This is a genomic window from Bradyrhizobium algeriense (assembly GCF_003062295.1).
GTDB classification, from domain to species: domain Bacteria; phylum Pseudomonadota; class Alphaproteobacteria; order Rhizobiales; family Xanthobacteraceae; genus Bradyrhizobium; species Bradyrhizobium algeriense.
The window spans coordinates 1-14,053 of the sequence record NZ_PYCN01000064.1; the positions used below are offsets into that span (position 1 = coordinate 1).

A 14,053-nucleotide genomic window follows, 5' to 3' on the forward strand; every position below is an offset into this window, starting at 1 on the left:
AAACGAATAGAAAAACTGTCCTTGCCCATCTTCCTGCCGCCCCATCATGCGCCGCTCCCGCTGATGCCCTCTCCACCAAGGAATCACGGTTCGCGAGTCGTCTCAACGGGAGTTTTGCAACACAATCGGCGTCACAGCGGACATGGCTGGACTTGTCGCTGGGTCGCGCCTGTAGCGAATGACCCGGAGCCGAACAACGCAGGCCAGTCGTCAATATCGCCTTGTCATCGCCTTCGGACGGATTGGCGCGACAACGGCGTTCGGCCATCGCTCCACCGATGCAATAGAGGCGAGGTTCCGGCATGTCTCATATCTGCCGCACTGTAGACCTATCCTTCGAATGTGCGACCTGCCGCACTGTAGACGTATTCCGACATTCATGCTCACGGCGTGTCTGAGGGGGGCGCGCAGCAGGTTCCTGCCTTGTTTCTACTAACCCACAGGAAAAAGTACCGTGATGAAAATTGTGATTATAGCGGGTGCAACGCTTGCCGTCGTTACTGCCGCTGGCGCTGCCGACATCCCGCGCCGGCAGCCCGTCTATCAGCAGGCCCAACTCGGCAAGATGCCGATTGGCAAGACCCCAATCGGGAAGACCCCGATCGGCAAGACGCCCGTCGCGGCGCGGCCCTATGCGCGGTATTGATTCAGATCCTCGTTGAGTCTGAGCTTTATCGTCGACATTTGAAGGGCGAAGCGTGGCAAACAGGCCGAAGAGATCAGGACTATGCTTGCTTGCGGGACTCGCTGTCCTGCTCCAGTGCGAAATCCATCCTGCTTCTGCACGCGAGATTGACATTCTCGCGGGTCTGGAACGTCTCATTTCCCCCAAACAGGAAGTCGACAAGCGCGCCGCCAACGCGAACGCGCTTGTTTCCCGTGAGGCGTTCAGTGAATCGAAAGGGGCGCCACAGTCGACCCGAAAACCAGGGTCGGGATCAGCAAAGGGCCCGTACTACGTCGATTTCAGAGCCAGAACGGCGGCGAGCTGGGGACATGCTTTCGTCTGGTTCGGGAAGACTAGCGAGCGAGCCGTTGAAGTCGCGGGCCTTACCCCTGCGGGAGACAACGTGCCTTATGTACTTGGTCATCTGATGTGGGTGCCGTCCGAGACCAAGGCAAGCTATGGCGATCTTGATCCGCAATACCTGACCGCCAGTTACCGCGTTTACTTGAGTGAACCGGATGCAAAGAGGGTTTTCGCATACATCAAGAAATTGCAGGCGAGTTCACCGGTCTGGAACGCCGAAACAACGAATTGCACTGCGTTTATCGGCAGCATTGCAGAATTCATGGGATTGAAAGTTCCTCACCGCTGGCAGCGTCCTGAGAACTATGTCAACAATCTCAAGGCGATGAATGACGGGCGCCAGATGATCCGCCTGTCGTCAGAGCAATAGTTCGCGCTCGTCTTTGGCCCCAAGTCCTTGGCCCTAAGGATGAGCCTTCGCGTCACCAGCCGAAGATCAGTATCCGTTACGTCAGACTCGGAAGTCCTGTTTGACGAACGCCCTAATCGCGGCATCACGCGCCAAACGTAGACTTAGCTGGCATGTATTGTGCCGGTGGCTCTCGCCGAAAGTCGCGTATGCGTTCGGGCAATTCATTGCCCTCCATATCGAGCCGGGTCTGAATTTCGGCAGCGCCCTGGTCCTTCCAGCGGTGCTGGATCCCGTTTGAAGTCACGGACGGCACAATTCTTGCTCGAATCCGCTATGCCTGAATGCATCCGCCTGCGGATCGCCTGTTTCCTGGGCATTTTTTGGATTTGAAGCATTATGCGCTGCCTTGTCGTTGCCGATTTGCATTATTCATTGCCGCAGTTCGACTGGCTGCTGGCGGCAGCCCCTGAATTCGACGTCGTCATTTTCGCCGGCGACGCGCTCGACATCGGATCGTTCGTGGATTTCCGCGCGCAGATCCTCGTCGTGAAAAAATACCTGTCGCTGCTGTCAGGCATGACGCGGGTCATTTTCTGCTCAGGCAATCACGACCTCGACGAACGCAGCGCGGAAGGCGAAAAGATCGCGCGCTGGGTCGGCGATGTCAGAGAACTCGGCATCGCCTGCGACGGCGACAGCCTCACCGTCGGCGGCACGCATTTTACGGTGTGTCCGTGGTGGGACGGACCGCTGGTCAAGAACCGCATCGAAGCCCAGCTTCGCGACGCCGCGCTCGAGCGGGCGCAACGCTGGATCTGGGTGCATCACGCGCCGCCGGCGAATTCGCCGACGAGCTGGGGCGGCAAGCGGTTCTTCGGCGACGTCGAGCTGGTGCAATGGATCGCGCAGTATCAGCCGTCAATGGTGATCTCGGGCCACGTGCATCAGTCGCCGTTCATCCCCGACGGCTCGTGGTTCGACCTGCTCGGCACGACCTGGGTATTCAACACCGGCCTGCAGCATGGCCGTCCGCCGGTCTGCATCGTGCTCGACCTCGATGAGAGTGCGGCGTTCTGGCTTGCGGCCGGCGAAGCACAACGCATCGACCTGCGCGCGCCCTTGGCTCGGCCGGCGGCGGCAATCGAAACCCCGCCAGCCTGGCTCACATCCTTGGGTCGGATTGCCGATCCGAGCCTGGCGAAACCTGCGTCGGCGGCAGGTTGATCATGCTCTGCAGCAGTTCGCCGACCATCGAGAGATGGTTACCGTGGCCGGCATATTGGTGCATCAGGTCGGCCAGATAGGTGTTGGCGACGTTGAGGCGTTGCGCCAGCAAGCGCGCGATCAACAGCGCCATCGCCGGCTGGTCGCGCAGGAACGCCGCGGCGTCATCGAACTCGTAGACGACGGAATCGGCGGCGGCGCGCACGGTTGCGGTATGGGGCTGCTCGAGCAGCACCGACATTTCGCCCAGCATCGCCCCCGGCTCGCTGAGGACGGCAACGACGCTGTCGCCCTTGATGACCTCAAGCCGCCCGCGGATCAGGACAAAGAGATGCCCGGTCTTGCCGCCCTCGTGAATGAGGACCGTACCGGCCGGCACCTCTCGTTCCACCCCTCCGGTGCAATAGTCCAGTACCGCGCGCATTGGCATCATCTCCGCTCCAGGCAAGACTAGGCACTGATGACGCCAAGGTCGAACGGATAACGCGCGCTTCGCTGCTCAAAATGTCAGCACGGAAAGTCCGGCGTCCGCACGCGCTGGCGCGGCCGAAGACCGAGCATCAGATCTTTTCGAGCATGGCGGCTTTCAGCCTGGCGATGCGCGCTTCATCGCGCTTGTAGAACGTCCACTGCTTGACGCGCTTGGCGCTCACCAGCCCGGCTTGCGACAATATCTTCAGATGCTCGCTCACGGTGGGCTGGCTGACGCCGAGCTTCTCGGCAATCAGCACGCCGCAGACCCCGTCTTTGACAAGGTCGCCGTCGACCTGCGGGCGAAAATGCGCCCGGGGGCGCTTCAGCCATTCCAGGATCAGCAGCCGCCGATCGCTGGCAAGCGCGCGAAAAGCAGACTCGACGTCGTCCTCGAAAGAAGCCATATTGCTAATTAGCTAAATGGCTAATTCCTGTCAATCGGGCCGATAAAGCCGTGGGAGCGCGTTGGAATGGATGCGTCAGCAGATGCGGTAACTTCGGAAATGATCGCACAATGCGAGAGGCTCATTCGGCCCTTCATCCGGCGAACGCCGGTCGTCGACGTCGATGCGGCTGAGTTCGGCCTTCCCGGCCATACGCTGACGTTCAAGCTGGAGCTGCTTCAGCACTCCGGCTCGTTCAAGGCGCGCGGCGCGTTCGCCAATCTTTTGACCCGTGACGTACCGAAGGCCGGCCTGGTCGCGGCGTCAGGAGGCAATCACGGTGCGGCGGTCGCCTATGCCGCGATGAAGCTTGACAAGCCGGCCAAGATTTTCGTGCCTAGCATCTCTTCGCCGGCGAAGCTGCAGCGCATCCGCGACTATGGCGCCGACCTTGCGATCGAGGGCGACCGCTATGCCGACGCACTCGCGGCCAGCGAGAGTTGGGCGCAGCAAACCGGCGCACTGCAAGTGCCGGCCTTCGATCAGAAGGAAACCATCGTGGGACAGGGAACGCTCGGCCTCGAGTTGGCCGGCCAGGCGCCGGATATCGACACGCTGCTGGTATCGGTGGGCGGCGGCGGGCTGATCGCAGGTATCGCCGCCTGGTACGCCGGCCGTATCAAGGTGATTGGCGTCGAGCCGCTGGCATCGCCGACGCTGACCAAGGCCTTTGAAGCCGGCCGGCCGGTCGATGCAGAGGCCGGCGGTCTGGCGGCGGATTCGCTGGCGCCGCGGCGGGTCGGCGAACAGGTCTTTCCGATCGTGCAAAAATACGCGCGGCAAACCGTGCTGGTTTCCGACGCCGCGATCGCCGAGGCGCAGGCGACGCTTTGGCGTGCCTTGCGCATCGTGGCAGAGCCGGGTGGCGCCGCGGCATTCTCGGCGATCCTGTCGGGCGCCTACAGGCCCGTCGCGGGCGAGCGCGTTGCCATCATCATCAGCGGCGGCAACACCGCCGTCGTCAATTTCGACCTCACCCATTGAGCGCCGATGGTTGCGTCTCCGCGCAGGGCGGTGGTAGCTCGTCCACAGTTTGGAATCGCTCTAAATCATAACGCTGGAATCCTTCTAAATCGAGCCATTCGCGACATCCAGTCGCTGACGGCATGGCAGTCGCTGCGCTACTGAAATCGGCATCTTCACCAGCTTTGTCGGGCAGCTCTCATGATCAAATTTCGCGCTACCGCCGCAACCGCAGCGTTGCTTTGTTTTACCGCGTTCGGAGCCGCGCCGGCGTCCGCCGACGGCGAGGTCAACGTCTACACCTATCGCGAAACCAAGCTGATCCAGCCGTTGTTCGATGCCTTCACCAAGGACACCGGCATCAAGGTCAACGTCGTCTCGGCGAGCTCGGGGCTCGAGCAGCGCATGAAGGCGGAGGGCGCCAACAGCCCCGCCGACGTGCTGCTGACGGTCGATATCGGCCGCATGGACGAGGCCGTGAAGGCCGAGGTCACGCAGCCGATCAAGTCGGTGGTGATCGACGAAATCGTGCCGGCGCAATACCGCGATCCTGATGGACACTGGGCCGGCATCTCGATGCGCGCGCGCGTGATCTACGCCTCGAAGGACCGCGTCAAGCAGGACAAGATCACCTACGAAGAGCTCGCCGATCCCAAGTGGAAGGGCAAGATCTGCATCCGCTCCGGCCAGCACATCTACAACAATGGCCTGTTCGCGGCCTACACGGCGAAGTACGGCGAGGCCAAGGCCGAGGAGTGGCTACGCGGCGTGAAGGCCAACCTGGCGCAAAAGCCCTCGGGCGGCGACCGCGAAGCCGCGCGCGACGTCGCGGCCGGCAAGTGCGACATCGGCATCGGCAATACCTATTACTGGGCGCTGATGATGAACAACGACCCCGAGAAGAAGCCGTGGGCGGAAGCCACCAAGGTGATCCTGCCGACGTTCGAAGGCGGCGGCACCCACGTCAATCTCTCGGGCGTCCTGTTGGCGAAGAACGCGCCCAACAAGGCCAATGGCGTCAAGCTGATCGAGTGGCTCGTCGGCGACAAGGCGCAGCAGATCTACGCCGATTCCAACTATGAATACCCGATCCGCGCCGGCGTCGCCGTCAACCCGACGATCGCGGGTTACGGCAAGCTCGTCGCCGATCCGCTGCCGATCGCCAAGATCGCCGTCAACCGCAAGGCAGCCTCGACGCTGGTGGACAAGGTCGGGTTCGATAATTGATCGCACCAAGTCGCGATAGTCATTCCGCCAACATGCCCTCTCCCTCCCCGGGAGAGGGCATGTTGCTGCATGGGCTTCCGGCTTCTTGCCGATGTGAGCCGGCGTGACCCGAACCACGCACTCGGGCCGGATCGCCGCGTCGATCGCGGTCGCGACCGCCATTCTTGTCGCCGCTCCCGTCATCTCCATCATCGCGCTGGCGCTGCAGCCGGCGCCTGACGTCTGGCAGCCCCTCATCGAATATGTGCTGCCGCGGAGTCTTCTCGACACCGCGCTCCTGCTCGGCGGCGTCGGCGCCCTGTCGCTCGCGATCGGCACCGGCACGGCGTGGGCGATCTCGCTGCATGAATTCCGCGGCCGGCAGATGCTGCTCTGGCTGGTGCCGCTGCCGCTCGCGATCCCGACCTATCTCGCGGCTTACGTCTATGTCGATTTGTTCGAGCCGCTCGGCCTGGTCCACCGGACGCTTGCGGTCTGGCTGCCGCTGCAGGACGCGGTGCGCGTGCTTCCCAATTTGCGCTCGCTGCCCGGCGCCATCATCGTGATCGCGCTGGTGCTCTATCCTTACGTCTATCTTTCGGCGCGCACGATGTTCCAGTTCCAGAGCGCGGAGTTCGCCGAGGCCGCGAAGACGCTCGGCGCCGCTCGCTGGACCGTCTTCTGGCGCATCTCGCTGCCGATGGCACGTCCCGCGCTCGCGGTCGGCACAGCGCTGGTGTCGCTGGAAACGCTGAACGACATCGGCGCCAGCGAATATCTCGGCGTTCGCACGCTCACGGTCTCGGTGTTCACGACCTGGCTCAACCGCGGCAGCCTCGCCGGCGCCGCGCAATTGTCGTGTTTCATGCTGGCGATCGTGGCCGGACTTATCGCAATTGAACGCTACGGACGGCGCAACGTCACGACGGAGTTTTCCGCCGAAAGCCCGCGGCTGACGCAACGGACGCCGCTTGCCGGCATCAAGGGCGGTTTGGCATTCGCAGCCTGCCTGCTGCCGGTCTGCCTCGGATTCCTGGTGCCGCTGTTGTATCTGGCGCATCAGAGTTTCAAGCGCGGGCTGTTTGCGAATTTCGACATGGCGCTGTGGCGCGACGCCTTCAACTCGATCGCGTTCGCAAGCCTTGCCACGCTGGCCGCGCTGCTGCTCGGCTTTGCGACCATTCTGGCCTGGCGCTGGCGGCCGAGCCGGCTGCGCTTCGTCGCGATGAACATCGCGCAATTGGGTTACACGCTGCCCGGGCTGGTGCTGGCGCTCGGGCTGCTCGCGCCGGTGCTCGCCATCGACAACGCGCTGAACACGCTCGCCGCATCGCTCGGACGATCGCTGCCGGGACTGATCGTGGTCGGCTCCGGCGCCGCCGTTGTCATCGCCTATGTGATCCGCTTTCTGGCGGTGCCGACCGGATTCATCAAGGCCGGGTTCGAGCGGATCCCGCGCGATTACGACGACAGCGCGCGCGCCGTCGGCGCCGGCCAGACCACGACGATGCGGCTGATCCATCTGCCGCTGCTGCGCCCCGCGATGCTCGGCGCCGTCATCGTGGTGTTCGTGGATTGCCTGAAGGAGTTGCCGGCAACGCTGCTGCTGCGGCCGCTCAACGTCGAGACGCTGGCCACCTCGATCTACCAATACGCCAGCCGCGGCAGCTTTGAGGAAGGCGCGCTGGCAGCGCTATTGATCGTCGCCGCCAGCATCGGCCCGGTGGCGTGGCTGACGCGGTTTTCGGATATACCGAGCGGGCCGGCGTAGCTCGAGCAACACTCTCGTCGTCCCTGCGAACGCAGGGGCCCATAACCACCGGCCGTTGTTGTTAAGGCAACTGGCCCCAGCGCCAAAAATGAGAGGCCGCGGAGTATGGGTCCCTGCGTTCGCAGGGACGACAACAACAGCGATCTACATGCTGCACGCATTCTAGATTCGGCGCACAAATCGCCGGAAGCCCGGTGAACCCGTGATCGCCTCGAATGCCGGATCGCGCTTCTCTTCGGCGAATGCGAAGCCAGCCTTCGCATAACACCGCTCCGCCGCTTCGTTGCCGATCAGGAACGAGATCGACGCCCGCTCGAAGCCTGCTTGCCTTCCGGCCGCCAGCGCGTGATTGATCAGGGCCTGCGCCAGTCCGCGCCCGCGATACGCCGGCAGCGTCGCGACATGTTCGATCAGCCATTCGCCCTCGCCGCCTTGCACCCAGCAATTCGCTCCATAGGCGCCACGCCGGAAGATCGCCTTCTGATCGGCGGCGCTCAGCCCTATCGCGGTCGCCACCTCCCGGATCGCCGCCCGCGCGGCGGCCTCGGTGCCGGCAGCAGGCAGCGCGCAGAGCGAGGCCGCCGGCTCGCCCTCGACCTCAGCGACGATGAATTGAGTGGTGTGCCACCACGATTGCGTTGGCGCGAGCGCGATGCATTCGACGAACGCCAGGCATTGCGGCTCGTCCCAGCCAAGCGCGATATCGAACCAGCCGCGCGGGAACGGGCCGCGCTGCGACGACAGGATGTTGCGGGCAATGAAGCTTGCGTCTTCGGGACGCGCGGGACGGATCGCAGGTTGCGACCGCCCCGCCGCCATGACGTCAGGCGTTCTTCAGCGCGACGCGGAATTCGGCTTCGGTCTTGGCCTTCACCTCATCCAGCGTGACGCCGTCGGCGAGCTCGATCAGCGCCATGCCGTCCTTGCCGTGCTTGTCGATGGTGAAGACGGCGAGATCCGTCACCACCATGTCGACAACGCGCTCGCCGGTCAACGGCAGATTGCACGTCTTCAAAAGCTTCGGGCCGTCCTTGGCGGAATGCTCCATCACCACCACGACGCGCTTGACGCCGGCGACGAGGTCCATCGCGCCGCCCATGCCCTTTACCATCTTGCCGGGGATCATCCAGTTGGCGAGATCGCCGTTCTGCGCCACCTGCATTGCGCCCAGGATCGACAGATCGATATGCCCGCCGCGCACCATGCCGAAGGAATCGGCCGAGGAGAAATAGCTGGTGTCAGGCAGTTCGCTCACCGTCTGCTTGCCGGCGTTGATCAGGTCGGCGTCCACCTCATCCTCATAAGGGAACGGTCCCATGCCGAGCATGCCGTTCTCGCTCTGCAGGCTGACGTCGATGCCGTCGGGGATGTAGTTCGAGACCAGCGTCGGAATGCCGATGCCGAGGTTGACGTAATAGCCGTCGCGCAACTCTTTCGCGGCGCGCGCAGCCATCTGTTCACGGGTCCAGGCCATATCGTTTCTCCTGCGGTCTATTGTTTGCGCATGCTCTTATCGGAAAACCGGTGCCCACTTTTCCGGATCATGCGCTGTGTCGCGCTTATGCCGCGGGCCGCGGGCGGGTGTTGCGGAACTCGATCCGCTTCTTGGCCGTGCCCACTTCGATGATGCGTTTGACGAAAATGCCGGGGGTGTGGATGTGGTCGGGATCAAGTTCGCCGGCCGGAACCAGCTGCTCGACCTCGGCCACGGTGATCTTTGCAGCGGTCGCCATCATCGGGTTAAAGTTGCGCGCGGTCTTGCGGTAGATCAAGTTACCGGCGGTGTCGCCCTTCCAGGCGTGAACGATGGCCAGATCAGCGAACAGGCCGCGCTCCATGATGTATTTCTCGCCGTCGAACTCCTTCACTTCCTTGCCTTCGGCGATCAGCGTGCCGACGCCGGTCTTGGTGTAGAAGGCCGGAATACCGGCGCCGCCGGCGCGGATGCGCTCGGCCAGCGTACCCTGCGGGTTGAATTCGAGTTCCAGCTCGCCGGCGAGGTATTGCTGCGCGAACAGCTTGTTCTCGCCGACATAGGACGAGATCATCTTTTTGATCTGCCGCGTCTCCAGCAGCCTGGAGAGGCCGATGCCGTCGACGCCCGCATTGTTGGAGATAACCGTCAAACCCTTGACGCCGGAATCGCGGATCGCGTCCGACAGGGTTTCGGCGATACCGCACAGGCCGAAGCCGCCGGACATGATCATCATGCCGTCCTTGAGAACGCCATCGAGTGCCGATTTGGCGTCGGGGTAAACCTTTTTCATGGAATATGACCTGATGGAGGGAACGGCCGGTAAGCCGGCATTATCTCCGAATTATTAGGCGAATTCTTCGCGGTGCGTCAATGACGTGGGGATTATGCCGCCGAACCGCCCACCGGGCGCCACCTCGGCCTTGAAAGCGTCAAGAAAACCCTTCAAGTTGCGTGGGTTGGCACGGGCTTACCGATACGGCGCCTGCCCCTGAACAACATAGACCCTTAATCAACAAGTCCCCGTAGCATCAACCCGAGTTCGGTTTAGCCAGATCCGGATATGTCATTGACGATGCCCCAAGGAATGAAGCGCCTCGGGATGCCGATTGCGGCGCTGTTCGGCGCGGCCGTGCTCGCCCTGATCGGAACCTCCTGGTTCCTCAACCGCGACGCGCTGCGCCAGGCCGTCGAGGCGCAGATCCGCGAGGTCACCGGGCTCGATCTGATCGCGTCAGGCACGATCGACGTTTCGGTGTTTCCGGGCAGCTACGTCTCCTTTCACAATGTCGGGCTGAAGGGCGGCGGCACCACTGATCCCGCGCTGCAGGTCGACGTGCTGACCGCGAACCTGCGCCTGCTGCCATTGCTGCTGCGCCGCTTTGAAATCGCCGACGTCATGATGTTGCGGCCGCATATCCGCGTCGTCAGGGAAGCGGGCGGCGAGAGCAACTGGACACCGTTCGTCGAACGGATCGCGCGCGCGATGAAGCCGGGCGCTGAAAACCAGGTGTCGTTTTCCGAAATCAGGATCCAGGACGGCGTGCTCAAATACGAGGACGCCGCCAACAAGGTCAAGGAACAGCTCGGCGACATCGATCTATCGCTGGCGTGGCCGTCGATCTCGCGCTCGTTCGCGGCGACCGGGCAATTCGACTGGCGCAATGAGCGCGTCGACGGCTCGATCTCGGCCAGCGACTTCGTCGCGATGCTGTCCGGCGACCGCTCCGGCCTGAAGGCACGCATCGTCAGCGCGCCCTTGAAACTGGCCTTCGACGGCTCGGTCGCCAACCGCACCAGCCTGATGATGGAGGGCACGGTGACCGTCGACAGCCTGTCGCTGCGCAACGCGATGCGCTGGATGGGACAGCCGGTGCCCGGCAGCGGCGGCTTCGGCCGCTTTACGCTGAGAGCCCGCGCCAATGTCGTCGGCGCCTCGGCCGCGCTGACCAACGTGAATGTCGAACTCGACGGCAATGCCGCCGAGGGCGTGATGACGGTGGCCAATAACGGCCGCCAGACGCTGCAGGCGACGCTCGCCGCGGGCAACCTTGATTTCACGCCCTACATCTCCACCGTGCGCCTGCTGGCGAGCGGCGCGCGCGACTGGAACCGGCAATTGTTCGACCTCACTTCGCTTTCCGCCACCGATCTCGACATGCGGCTGTCGGCGGCGCGGGTGACGGTCGGCCCTACAAAACTCGGCCGTACGGCATTCGGCGCCAATTTGCGCGGCGGCGCGCTGGCGCTCTCGATCGGCGAAGCGCAGATGTATGGCGGCATCGCCAGGGGCTCGATCGGGATCGCGCGTTCCGATGCGATCGCCGACGTCAAGGCGCAGTTCCAGTTCACCGACGTCGACCTGCAGGCCTGCGCCGGCGAATTGTTCGGGATCACAAAACTCTCCGGCCGCGGCAATCTCGGGGTTTCGCTGATGGCCTCCGGCTCGAGCCCGTTCGGCCTCGCCTCCTCGCTCGACGGCACCGCCACGCTGATCGGCCATGACGGCGCGATCGCGGGCTTCAATGTCGAACAACTCCTCAAGCGCCTGGAGCGCCGGCCGCTGGCCGGCGGCGGCAATCTGCGCTCGGGTTCGACGCCCTACGACAATCTTAACGTTTCGGTGCGCTTCAACGACGGCATCGCCACCGTCGAGGACGTCCGCGTCGACGGCCCGACGACGCGCCTGACGCTAACTGGCACAGCTTCCGTGCCGGCCCGCGAATACGACCTCAAGGGCGTCGCCAGCCTGACGCCTGCGGCCAACAACGGCGGCGACAAGGGATTTGAGCTGCCCTTCGTGGTGCAGGGCCCGTGGGACGATCCGCTGGTATTTCCCGATCCCGAAAGCCTGATCCGCCGCTCGCCGGGTGCGGCGCCCTTGCTCGATGCGGTGAAGGATCGCAAGACGCGCGATGCGGTGCGCTCGGTGATCGAGCGGTTTACCGGTGGTGGGCAGAAGCCTGTGGCGCCGGAGACGGCGGACGGGGCGAAGGCGAATTAGTCTGGTCGTGGCCGCGTAGCCCGGATGAGCGGCTTTGTCCCGCCGTAGCTCGAAGGCAGAAGCGACATCCGGGATTCTTCCTCGCTTAGCCCCGCTTATCGCATGCGCTCATGCGGGCTACTTGCTAGCGGTGTCAATTAAACGAGAGGCGCTTGAGGACCAGTCGCCGGGCGACCAACTCTGTACTATGCTTCGCGCAACGCAGGATTGGAGCTCTCGGAGATGAGTACCAACATTGCCTTTGACGCCTATGTCCTCTTCGCATTGCTGACGGTCGCTACGATCGGTTCGATGTATCTCGCCGGTCGGATTGCCGAACGTCGCGGACGGCGTTTCACAATCTGGGCGTGGATTGCTGCGCTTATCGGACCGCTGGCACTTCCATTGATATTCTTGTTTCCGAACTTGCATAGCAAGAACGCCGGCCACGGCTGAGCAAGCGTAGCCCGGATGAGCGTAGCGACATCCGGGTCTTATCTACAATCCCGCATATCGCTGCGCTCATGCGGGCTACTGCTCCTCCGAACATCACGGCCTTCACGGAACGTTATCACTCCGACTACCCCCAACCCCATACGGCTTGTTGAGAAAATAACTCCGGTTGCCCAGCGCCGCTTCGGCATATTGATCGATCGCAACGATGATCGCCTGCACATGCGCGTGGCACCAGCCTTCCCGCGTCGCCTGGATGCGGACTTCCGCCAGGGCTTTTATCCATGGCGGGTTATCCGCATTGTGGTCGTACCATCTGAGCGGTCCTGACATCGCTGGCCCCTGCTGATGAAGTCTTCCAGCTCCGCCCGCTTGCGCGAGAGCAGGAGCTGCGCCCGCGCGTTGTCGAGGCCGGATTGATCGAGCCGGCGCGCAAGCTGGTCCAGTTCGCCAATCCGCCGGCGCAGGGCTTGAATCGCCTCATCGCTCACGGCGGCCTCGAGCCTTTTCCGTTCCGGTTGAAACGGAACGGGGCTCCGGATTTTTGATGTGACGCGTTTTCTTGACGCCAACCGATCCCGACCCCGGATCAAGTCCGGGGCTGGCTTTCGCCGGAAAACGCGCTGGCGCCCCGTTCGCGGGTTTTCTGCCGGCCGCGCGGACATCCAGCTTCAGCCGCTCGTCGACATTGAGCAGCCGCTCTTCGCCGCCAAGCCGGTTTCGCTCGCCGAGCAGGCTGAGCATGACGACCCGCATGGACATCAGGTGAACCGCGGCCTCCGAGCAGTCCTCATCCCGGTTGACCCGTTTGCGAATATTATCCTCCGCGCTCAGCATCTCCGCCCGCAAGAACCTGATTTTTCTACGAATTTCATTCAATTTGTTGTCCATGGGCCACCTCGCAAGTTGAACCCTATAAGAACAAATAAAGAACAAATTTCAAGTTAAGAGTTGAGCCCAGATTAAAGATTCTTTGGAGCTACCCGATGTCCCGCCTCCCCGACCAGGTCGACGCGCCGATGACGCCCCGCCAACTGGCGACGCTCCGCACCCTCAGCGCCGAGGCGTATCAGCCGAAGTTGTTCGAGAAGGATCTGACGGCGAGGGAAGCCGAGCGGCGGATCGCGGTGCTGAAGGCGGAGATTGAGCTGGCGAATTCGTTTTGAGGGTCGGCTTATGCGCACCGTTTTGGAATAAGAATCTCTTGACTCATGCGGACTACTTGCCGGCTACGGCAACGAAGCCGAACTGACGCTTTCGTCTTGCAAACGCGCGCTTCCTCTTCAGATCATTTACGCGCGACGAATGCCCGCGTCGCGCCAATATGGGCGCTTGTCGTCCTTGTCGATGCAGGTCGCACCGAACGATGTCGATCTGGCCACGCTTACGCACTCGCCGACAAGCTTCGTTCGCATCACCAGTGGCAAGGCTTCTGATGGGCAAAGCTGTTGGGGATGAAGTCGGCGCATCTGGTCAAAAGCTTGAGATCATCTCGTCTCGTCGCGCGTCCCGCACCGGGCGCAGCCCGAAGTTCGGAATGGCCGCCTTGCGCCGATTGTGTTGAAGAAGTCGCCGCCTTAGGTGTTCTGGGCCGTGCGAGGAGACAGGCGAGCGGGAGCTTGTTTGCTTTCAGGCCGGGATCGGGGCGGGCAGCGGGATCAGCTTTGCCAGCTTTCGGAG

Annotated in this window: 16 protein-coding genes and 1 pseudogene; 10 read left to right on the forward strand and 7 right to left on the reverse strand. The window is 62.9% G+C overall.

Annotation, left to right across the window (positions count from 1 at the left end; all coding sequences use genetic code 11):
• The first annotated feature begins 457 nt into the window (after window positions 1-457).
• From C7G61_RS40605 to C7G61_RS40615, 3 genes are all read left to right on the forward strand, one after another.
• Complete coding sequence (locus C7G61_RS40605) at window positions 458-646, forward strand: hypothetical protein (RefSeq protein ID WP_420836838.1); 189 nt, start codon at window positions 458-460, stop codon at window positions 644-646.
• A 52-nt stretch (window positions 647-698) separates the two neighbouring features.
• Window positions 699-1,400, forward strand: coding sequence for a hypothetical protein (locus C7G61_RS40610; protein ID WP_108523170.1), 702 nt, complete (start codon window positions 699-701; stop codon window positions 1,398-1,400).
• 378 nt (window positions 1,401-1,778) lie between these two features.
• On the forward strand, window positions 1,779-2,606 hold the full coding sequence (locus C7G61_RS40615) for a metallophosphoesterase family protein (protein ID WP_108523171.1): 828 nt from the start codon (window positions 1,779-1,781) through the stop codon (window positions 2,604-2,606).
• Here C7G61_RS40615 and C7G61_RS40620 read toward each other — a convergent pair.
• A complete protein-coding gene (locus tag C7G61_RS40620) occupies window positions 2,545-3,030 on the reverse strand; it encodes a Crp/Fnr family transcriptional regulator (protein ID WP_108523172.1) in 486 nt (161 codons plus the stop codon). The genes C7G61_RS40615 and C7G61_RS40620 overlap by 62 nt on opposite strands.
• A gap of 136 nt (window positions 3,031-3,166) precedes the next feature.
• Window positions 3,167-3,484 carry an ArsR/SmtB family transcription factor gene (locus tag C7G61_RS40625; protein ID WP_108523173.1) on the reverse strand — a complete coding sequence of 106 codons (318 nt, stop codon included), beginning with the start codon at window positions 3,482-3,484 and terminating at the stop codon, window positions 3,167-3,169.
• 66 nt (window positions 3,485-3,550) lie between these two features.
• Between C7G61_RS40625 and C7G61_RS40630 the strand changes: the two genes are divergently transcribed.
• The 3 genes from C7G61_RS40630 to C7G61_RS40640 all read left to right on the forward strand — a co-directional run bounded on the left by C7G61_RS40630 (window position 3,551) and on the right by C7G61_RS40640 (window position 7,463).
• Window positions 3,551-4,507 carry a threonine/serine dehydratase gene (locus C7G61_RS40630; RefSeq protein ID WP_108523174.1) on the forward strand — a complete coding sequence of 319 codons (957 nt, stop codon included), beginning with the start codon at window positions 3,551-3,553 and terminating at the stop codon, window positions 4,505-4,507.
• A gap of 180 nt (window positions 4,508-4,687) precedes the next feature.
• Entirely contained in the window at window positions 4,688-5,713 is a 1,026-nt protein-coding gene (locus tag C7G61_RS40635; protein WP_108523175.1) for a Fe(3+) ABC transporter substrate-binding protein, read from the forward strand.
• Between the two features lie 103 nt (window positions 5,714-5,816).
• Entirely contained in the window at window positions 5,817-7,463 is a 1,647-nt protein-coding gene (locus C7G61_RS40640; protein WP_108523176.1) for an ABC transporter permease, read from the forward strand.
• 162 nt (window positions 7,464-7,625) lie between these two features.
• On the opposite strand, the gene C7G61_RS40645 is transcribed toward C7G61_RS40640, so the two are convergent.
• From C7G61_RS40645 to C7G61_RS40655, 3 genes are all read right to left on the reverse strand, one after another.
• Window positions 7,626-8,282, reverse strand: coding sequence for a GNAT family N-acetyltransferase (locus tag C7G61_RS40645; protein WP_108523177.1), 657 nt, complete (start codon window positions 8,280-8,282; stop codon window positions 7,626-7,628).
• A 4-nt stretch (window positions 8,283-8,286) separates the two neighbouring features.
• The gene (locus tag C7G61_RS40650) at window positions 8,287-8,937 is read right to left on the reverse strand and encodes a 3-oxoacid CoA-transferase subunit B (RefSeq protein WP_108523178.1); all 651 of its coding nucleotides are present in this window, start codon (window positions 8,935-8,937) and stop codon (window positions 8,287-8,289) included.
• An 85-nt stretch (window positions 8,938-9,022) separates the two neighbouring features.
• The gene (locus C7G61_RS40655) at window positions 9,023-9,730 is read right to left on the reverse strand and encodes a CoA transferase subunit A (protein WP_108523179.1); all 708 of its coding nucleotides are present in this window, start codon (window positions 9,728-9,730) and stop codon (window positions 9,023-9,025) included.
• A 282-nt stretch (window positions 9,731-10,012) separates the two neighbouring features.
• Here C7G61_RS40655 and C7G61_RS40660 point away from each other — a divergent pair, with 282 nt between their 5' ends.
• On the forward strand, window positions 10,013-11,941 hold the full coding sequence (locus C7G61_RS40660) for an AsmA family protein (protein ID WP_108523180.1): 1,929 nt from the start codon (window positions 10,013-10,015) through the stop codon (window positions 11,939-11,941).
• Window positions 11,942-12,163: 222 nt separating this feature from the next.
• Window positions 12,164-12,376, forward strand: a complete 213-nt coding sequence (locus C7G61_RS40665; RefSeq protein ID WP_108523181.1) for a hypothetical protein — start codon at window positions 12,164-12,166, stop codon at window positions 12,374-12,376.
• Window positions 12,377-12,478: 102 nt separating this feature from the next.
• Here C7G61_RS40665 and C7G61_RS40670 read toward each other — a convergent pair whose 3' ends face one another.
• Together C7G61_RS40670 and C7G61_RS45695 are read right to left on the reverse strand one after the other, a co-directional pair.
• Window positions 12,479-12,706 (reverse strand): hypothetical protein, encoded by a 228-nt coding sequence (locus tag C7G61_RS40670; RefSeq protein ID WP_108523182.1) that lies wholly within the window; start codon window positions 12,704-12,706, stop codon window positions 12,479-12,481.
• A 147-nt stretch (window positions 12,707-12,853) separates the two neighbouring features.
• Window positions 12,854-13,264: a hypothetical protein gene (locus tag C7G61_RS45695; protein ID WP_108523183.1), complete on the reverse strand. Its 411-nt coding sequence runs from the start codon at window positions 13,262-13,264 to the stop codon at window positions 12,854-12,856.
• 95 nt (window positions 13,265-13,359) lie between these two features.
• Between C7G61_RS45695 and C7G61_RS40680 the strand changes: the two genes are divergently transcribed.
• Together C7G61_RS40680 and C7G61_RS47690 are read left to right on the forward strand one after the other, a co-directional pair.
• Window positions 13,360-13,539: a DUF3072 domain-containing protein gene (locus tag C7G61_RS40680; protein ID WP_244608723.1), complete on the forward strand. Its 180-nt coding sequence runs from the start codon at window positions 13,360-13,362 to the stop codon at window positions 13,537-13,539.
• A 239-nt stretch (window positions 13,540-13,778) separates the two neighbouring features.
• Window positions 13,779-13,868 (forward strand): annotated as a pseudogene (locus tag C7G61_RS47690) (transcription elongation factor GreA); the annotation flags it as partial.
• Window positions 13,869-14,053 lie beyond the last annotated feature (185 nt).

Bases quoted from the DNA above. Each gene is read 5' to 3' on its own strand.
- C7G61_RS40605 (WP_420836838.1), top strand. From the start codon at position 458: ATGAAAATTGTGATTATAGCGGGTGCAACGCTTGCCGTCGTTACTGCC.
- C7G61_RS40615 (WP_108523171.1), top strand. From the start codon at position 1,779: ATGCGCTGCCTTGTCGTTGCCGATTTGCATTATTCATTGCCGCAGTTC.
- C7G61_RS40620 (WP_108523172.1), bottom strand. From the start codon at position 3,030: ATGCGCGCGGTACTGGACTATTGCACCGGAGGGGTGGAACGAGAGGTG.
- C7G61_RS40625 (WP_108523173.1), bottom strand. From the start codon at position 3,484: ATGGCTTCTTTCGAGGACGACGTCGAGTCTGCTTTTCGCGCGCTTGCC.
- C7G61_RS40630 (WP_108523174.1), top strand. From the start codon at position 3,551: ATGGATGCGTCAGCAGATGCGGTAACTTCGGAAATGATCGCACAATGC.
- C7G61_RS40635 (WP_108523175.1), top strand. From the start codon at position 4,688: ATGATCAAATTTCGCGCTACCGCCGCAACCGCAGCGTTGCTTTGTTTT.
- C7G61_RS40645 (WP_108523177.1), bottom strand. From the start codon at position 8,282: ATGGCGGCGGGGCGGTCGCAACCTGCGATCCGTCCCGCGCGTCCCGAA.
- C7G61_RS40650 (WP_108523178.1), bottom strand. From the start codon at position 8,937: ATGGCCTGGACCCGTGAACAGATGGCTGCGCGCGCCGCGAAAGAGTTG.
- C7G61_RS40655 (WP_108523179.1), bottom strand. From the start codon at position 9,730: ATGAAAAAGGTTTACCCCGACGCCAAATCGGCACTCGATGGCGTTCTC.
- C7G61_RS40660 (WP_108523180.1), top strand. From the start codon at position 10,013: ATGCCCCAAGGAATGAAGCGCCTCGGGATGCCGATTGCGGCGCTGTTC.
- C7G61_RS40665 (WP_108523181.1), top strand. From the start codon at position 12,164: ATGAGTACCAACATTGCCTTTGACGCCTATGTCCTCTTCGCATTGCTG.
- C7G61_RS40670 (WP_108523182.1), bottom strand. From the start codon at position 12,706: ATGTCAGGACCGCTCAGATGGTACGACCACAATGCGGATAACCCGCCA.
- C7G61_RS45695 (WP_108523183.1), bottom strand. From the start codon at position 13,264: ATGGACAACAAATTGAATGAAATTCGTAGAAAAATCAGGTTCTTGCGG.
- C7G61_RS40680 (WP_244608723.1), top strand. From the start codon at position 13,360: ATGTCCCGCCTCCCCGACCAGGTCGACGCGCCGATGACGCCCCGCCAA.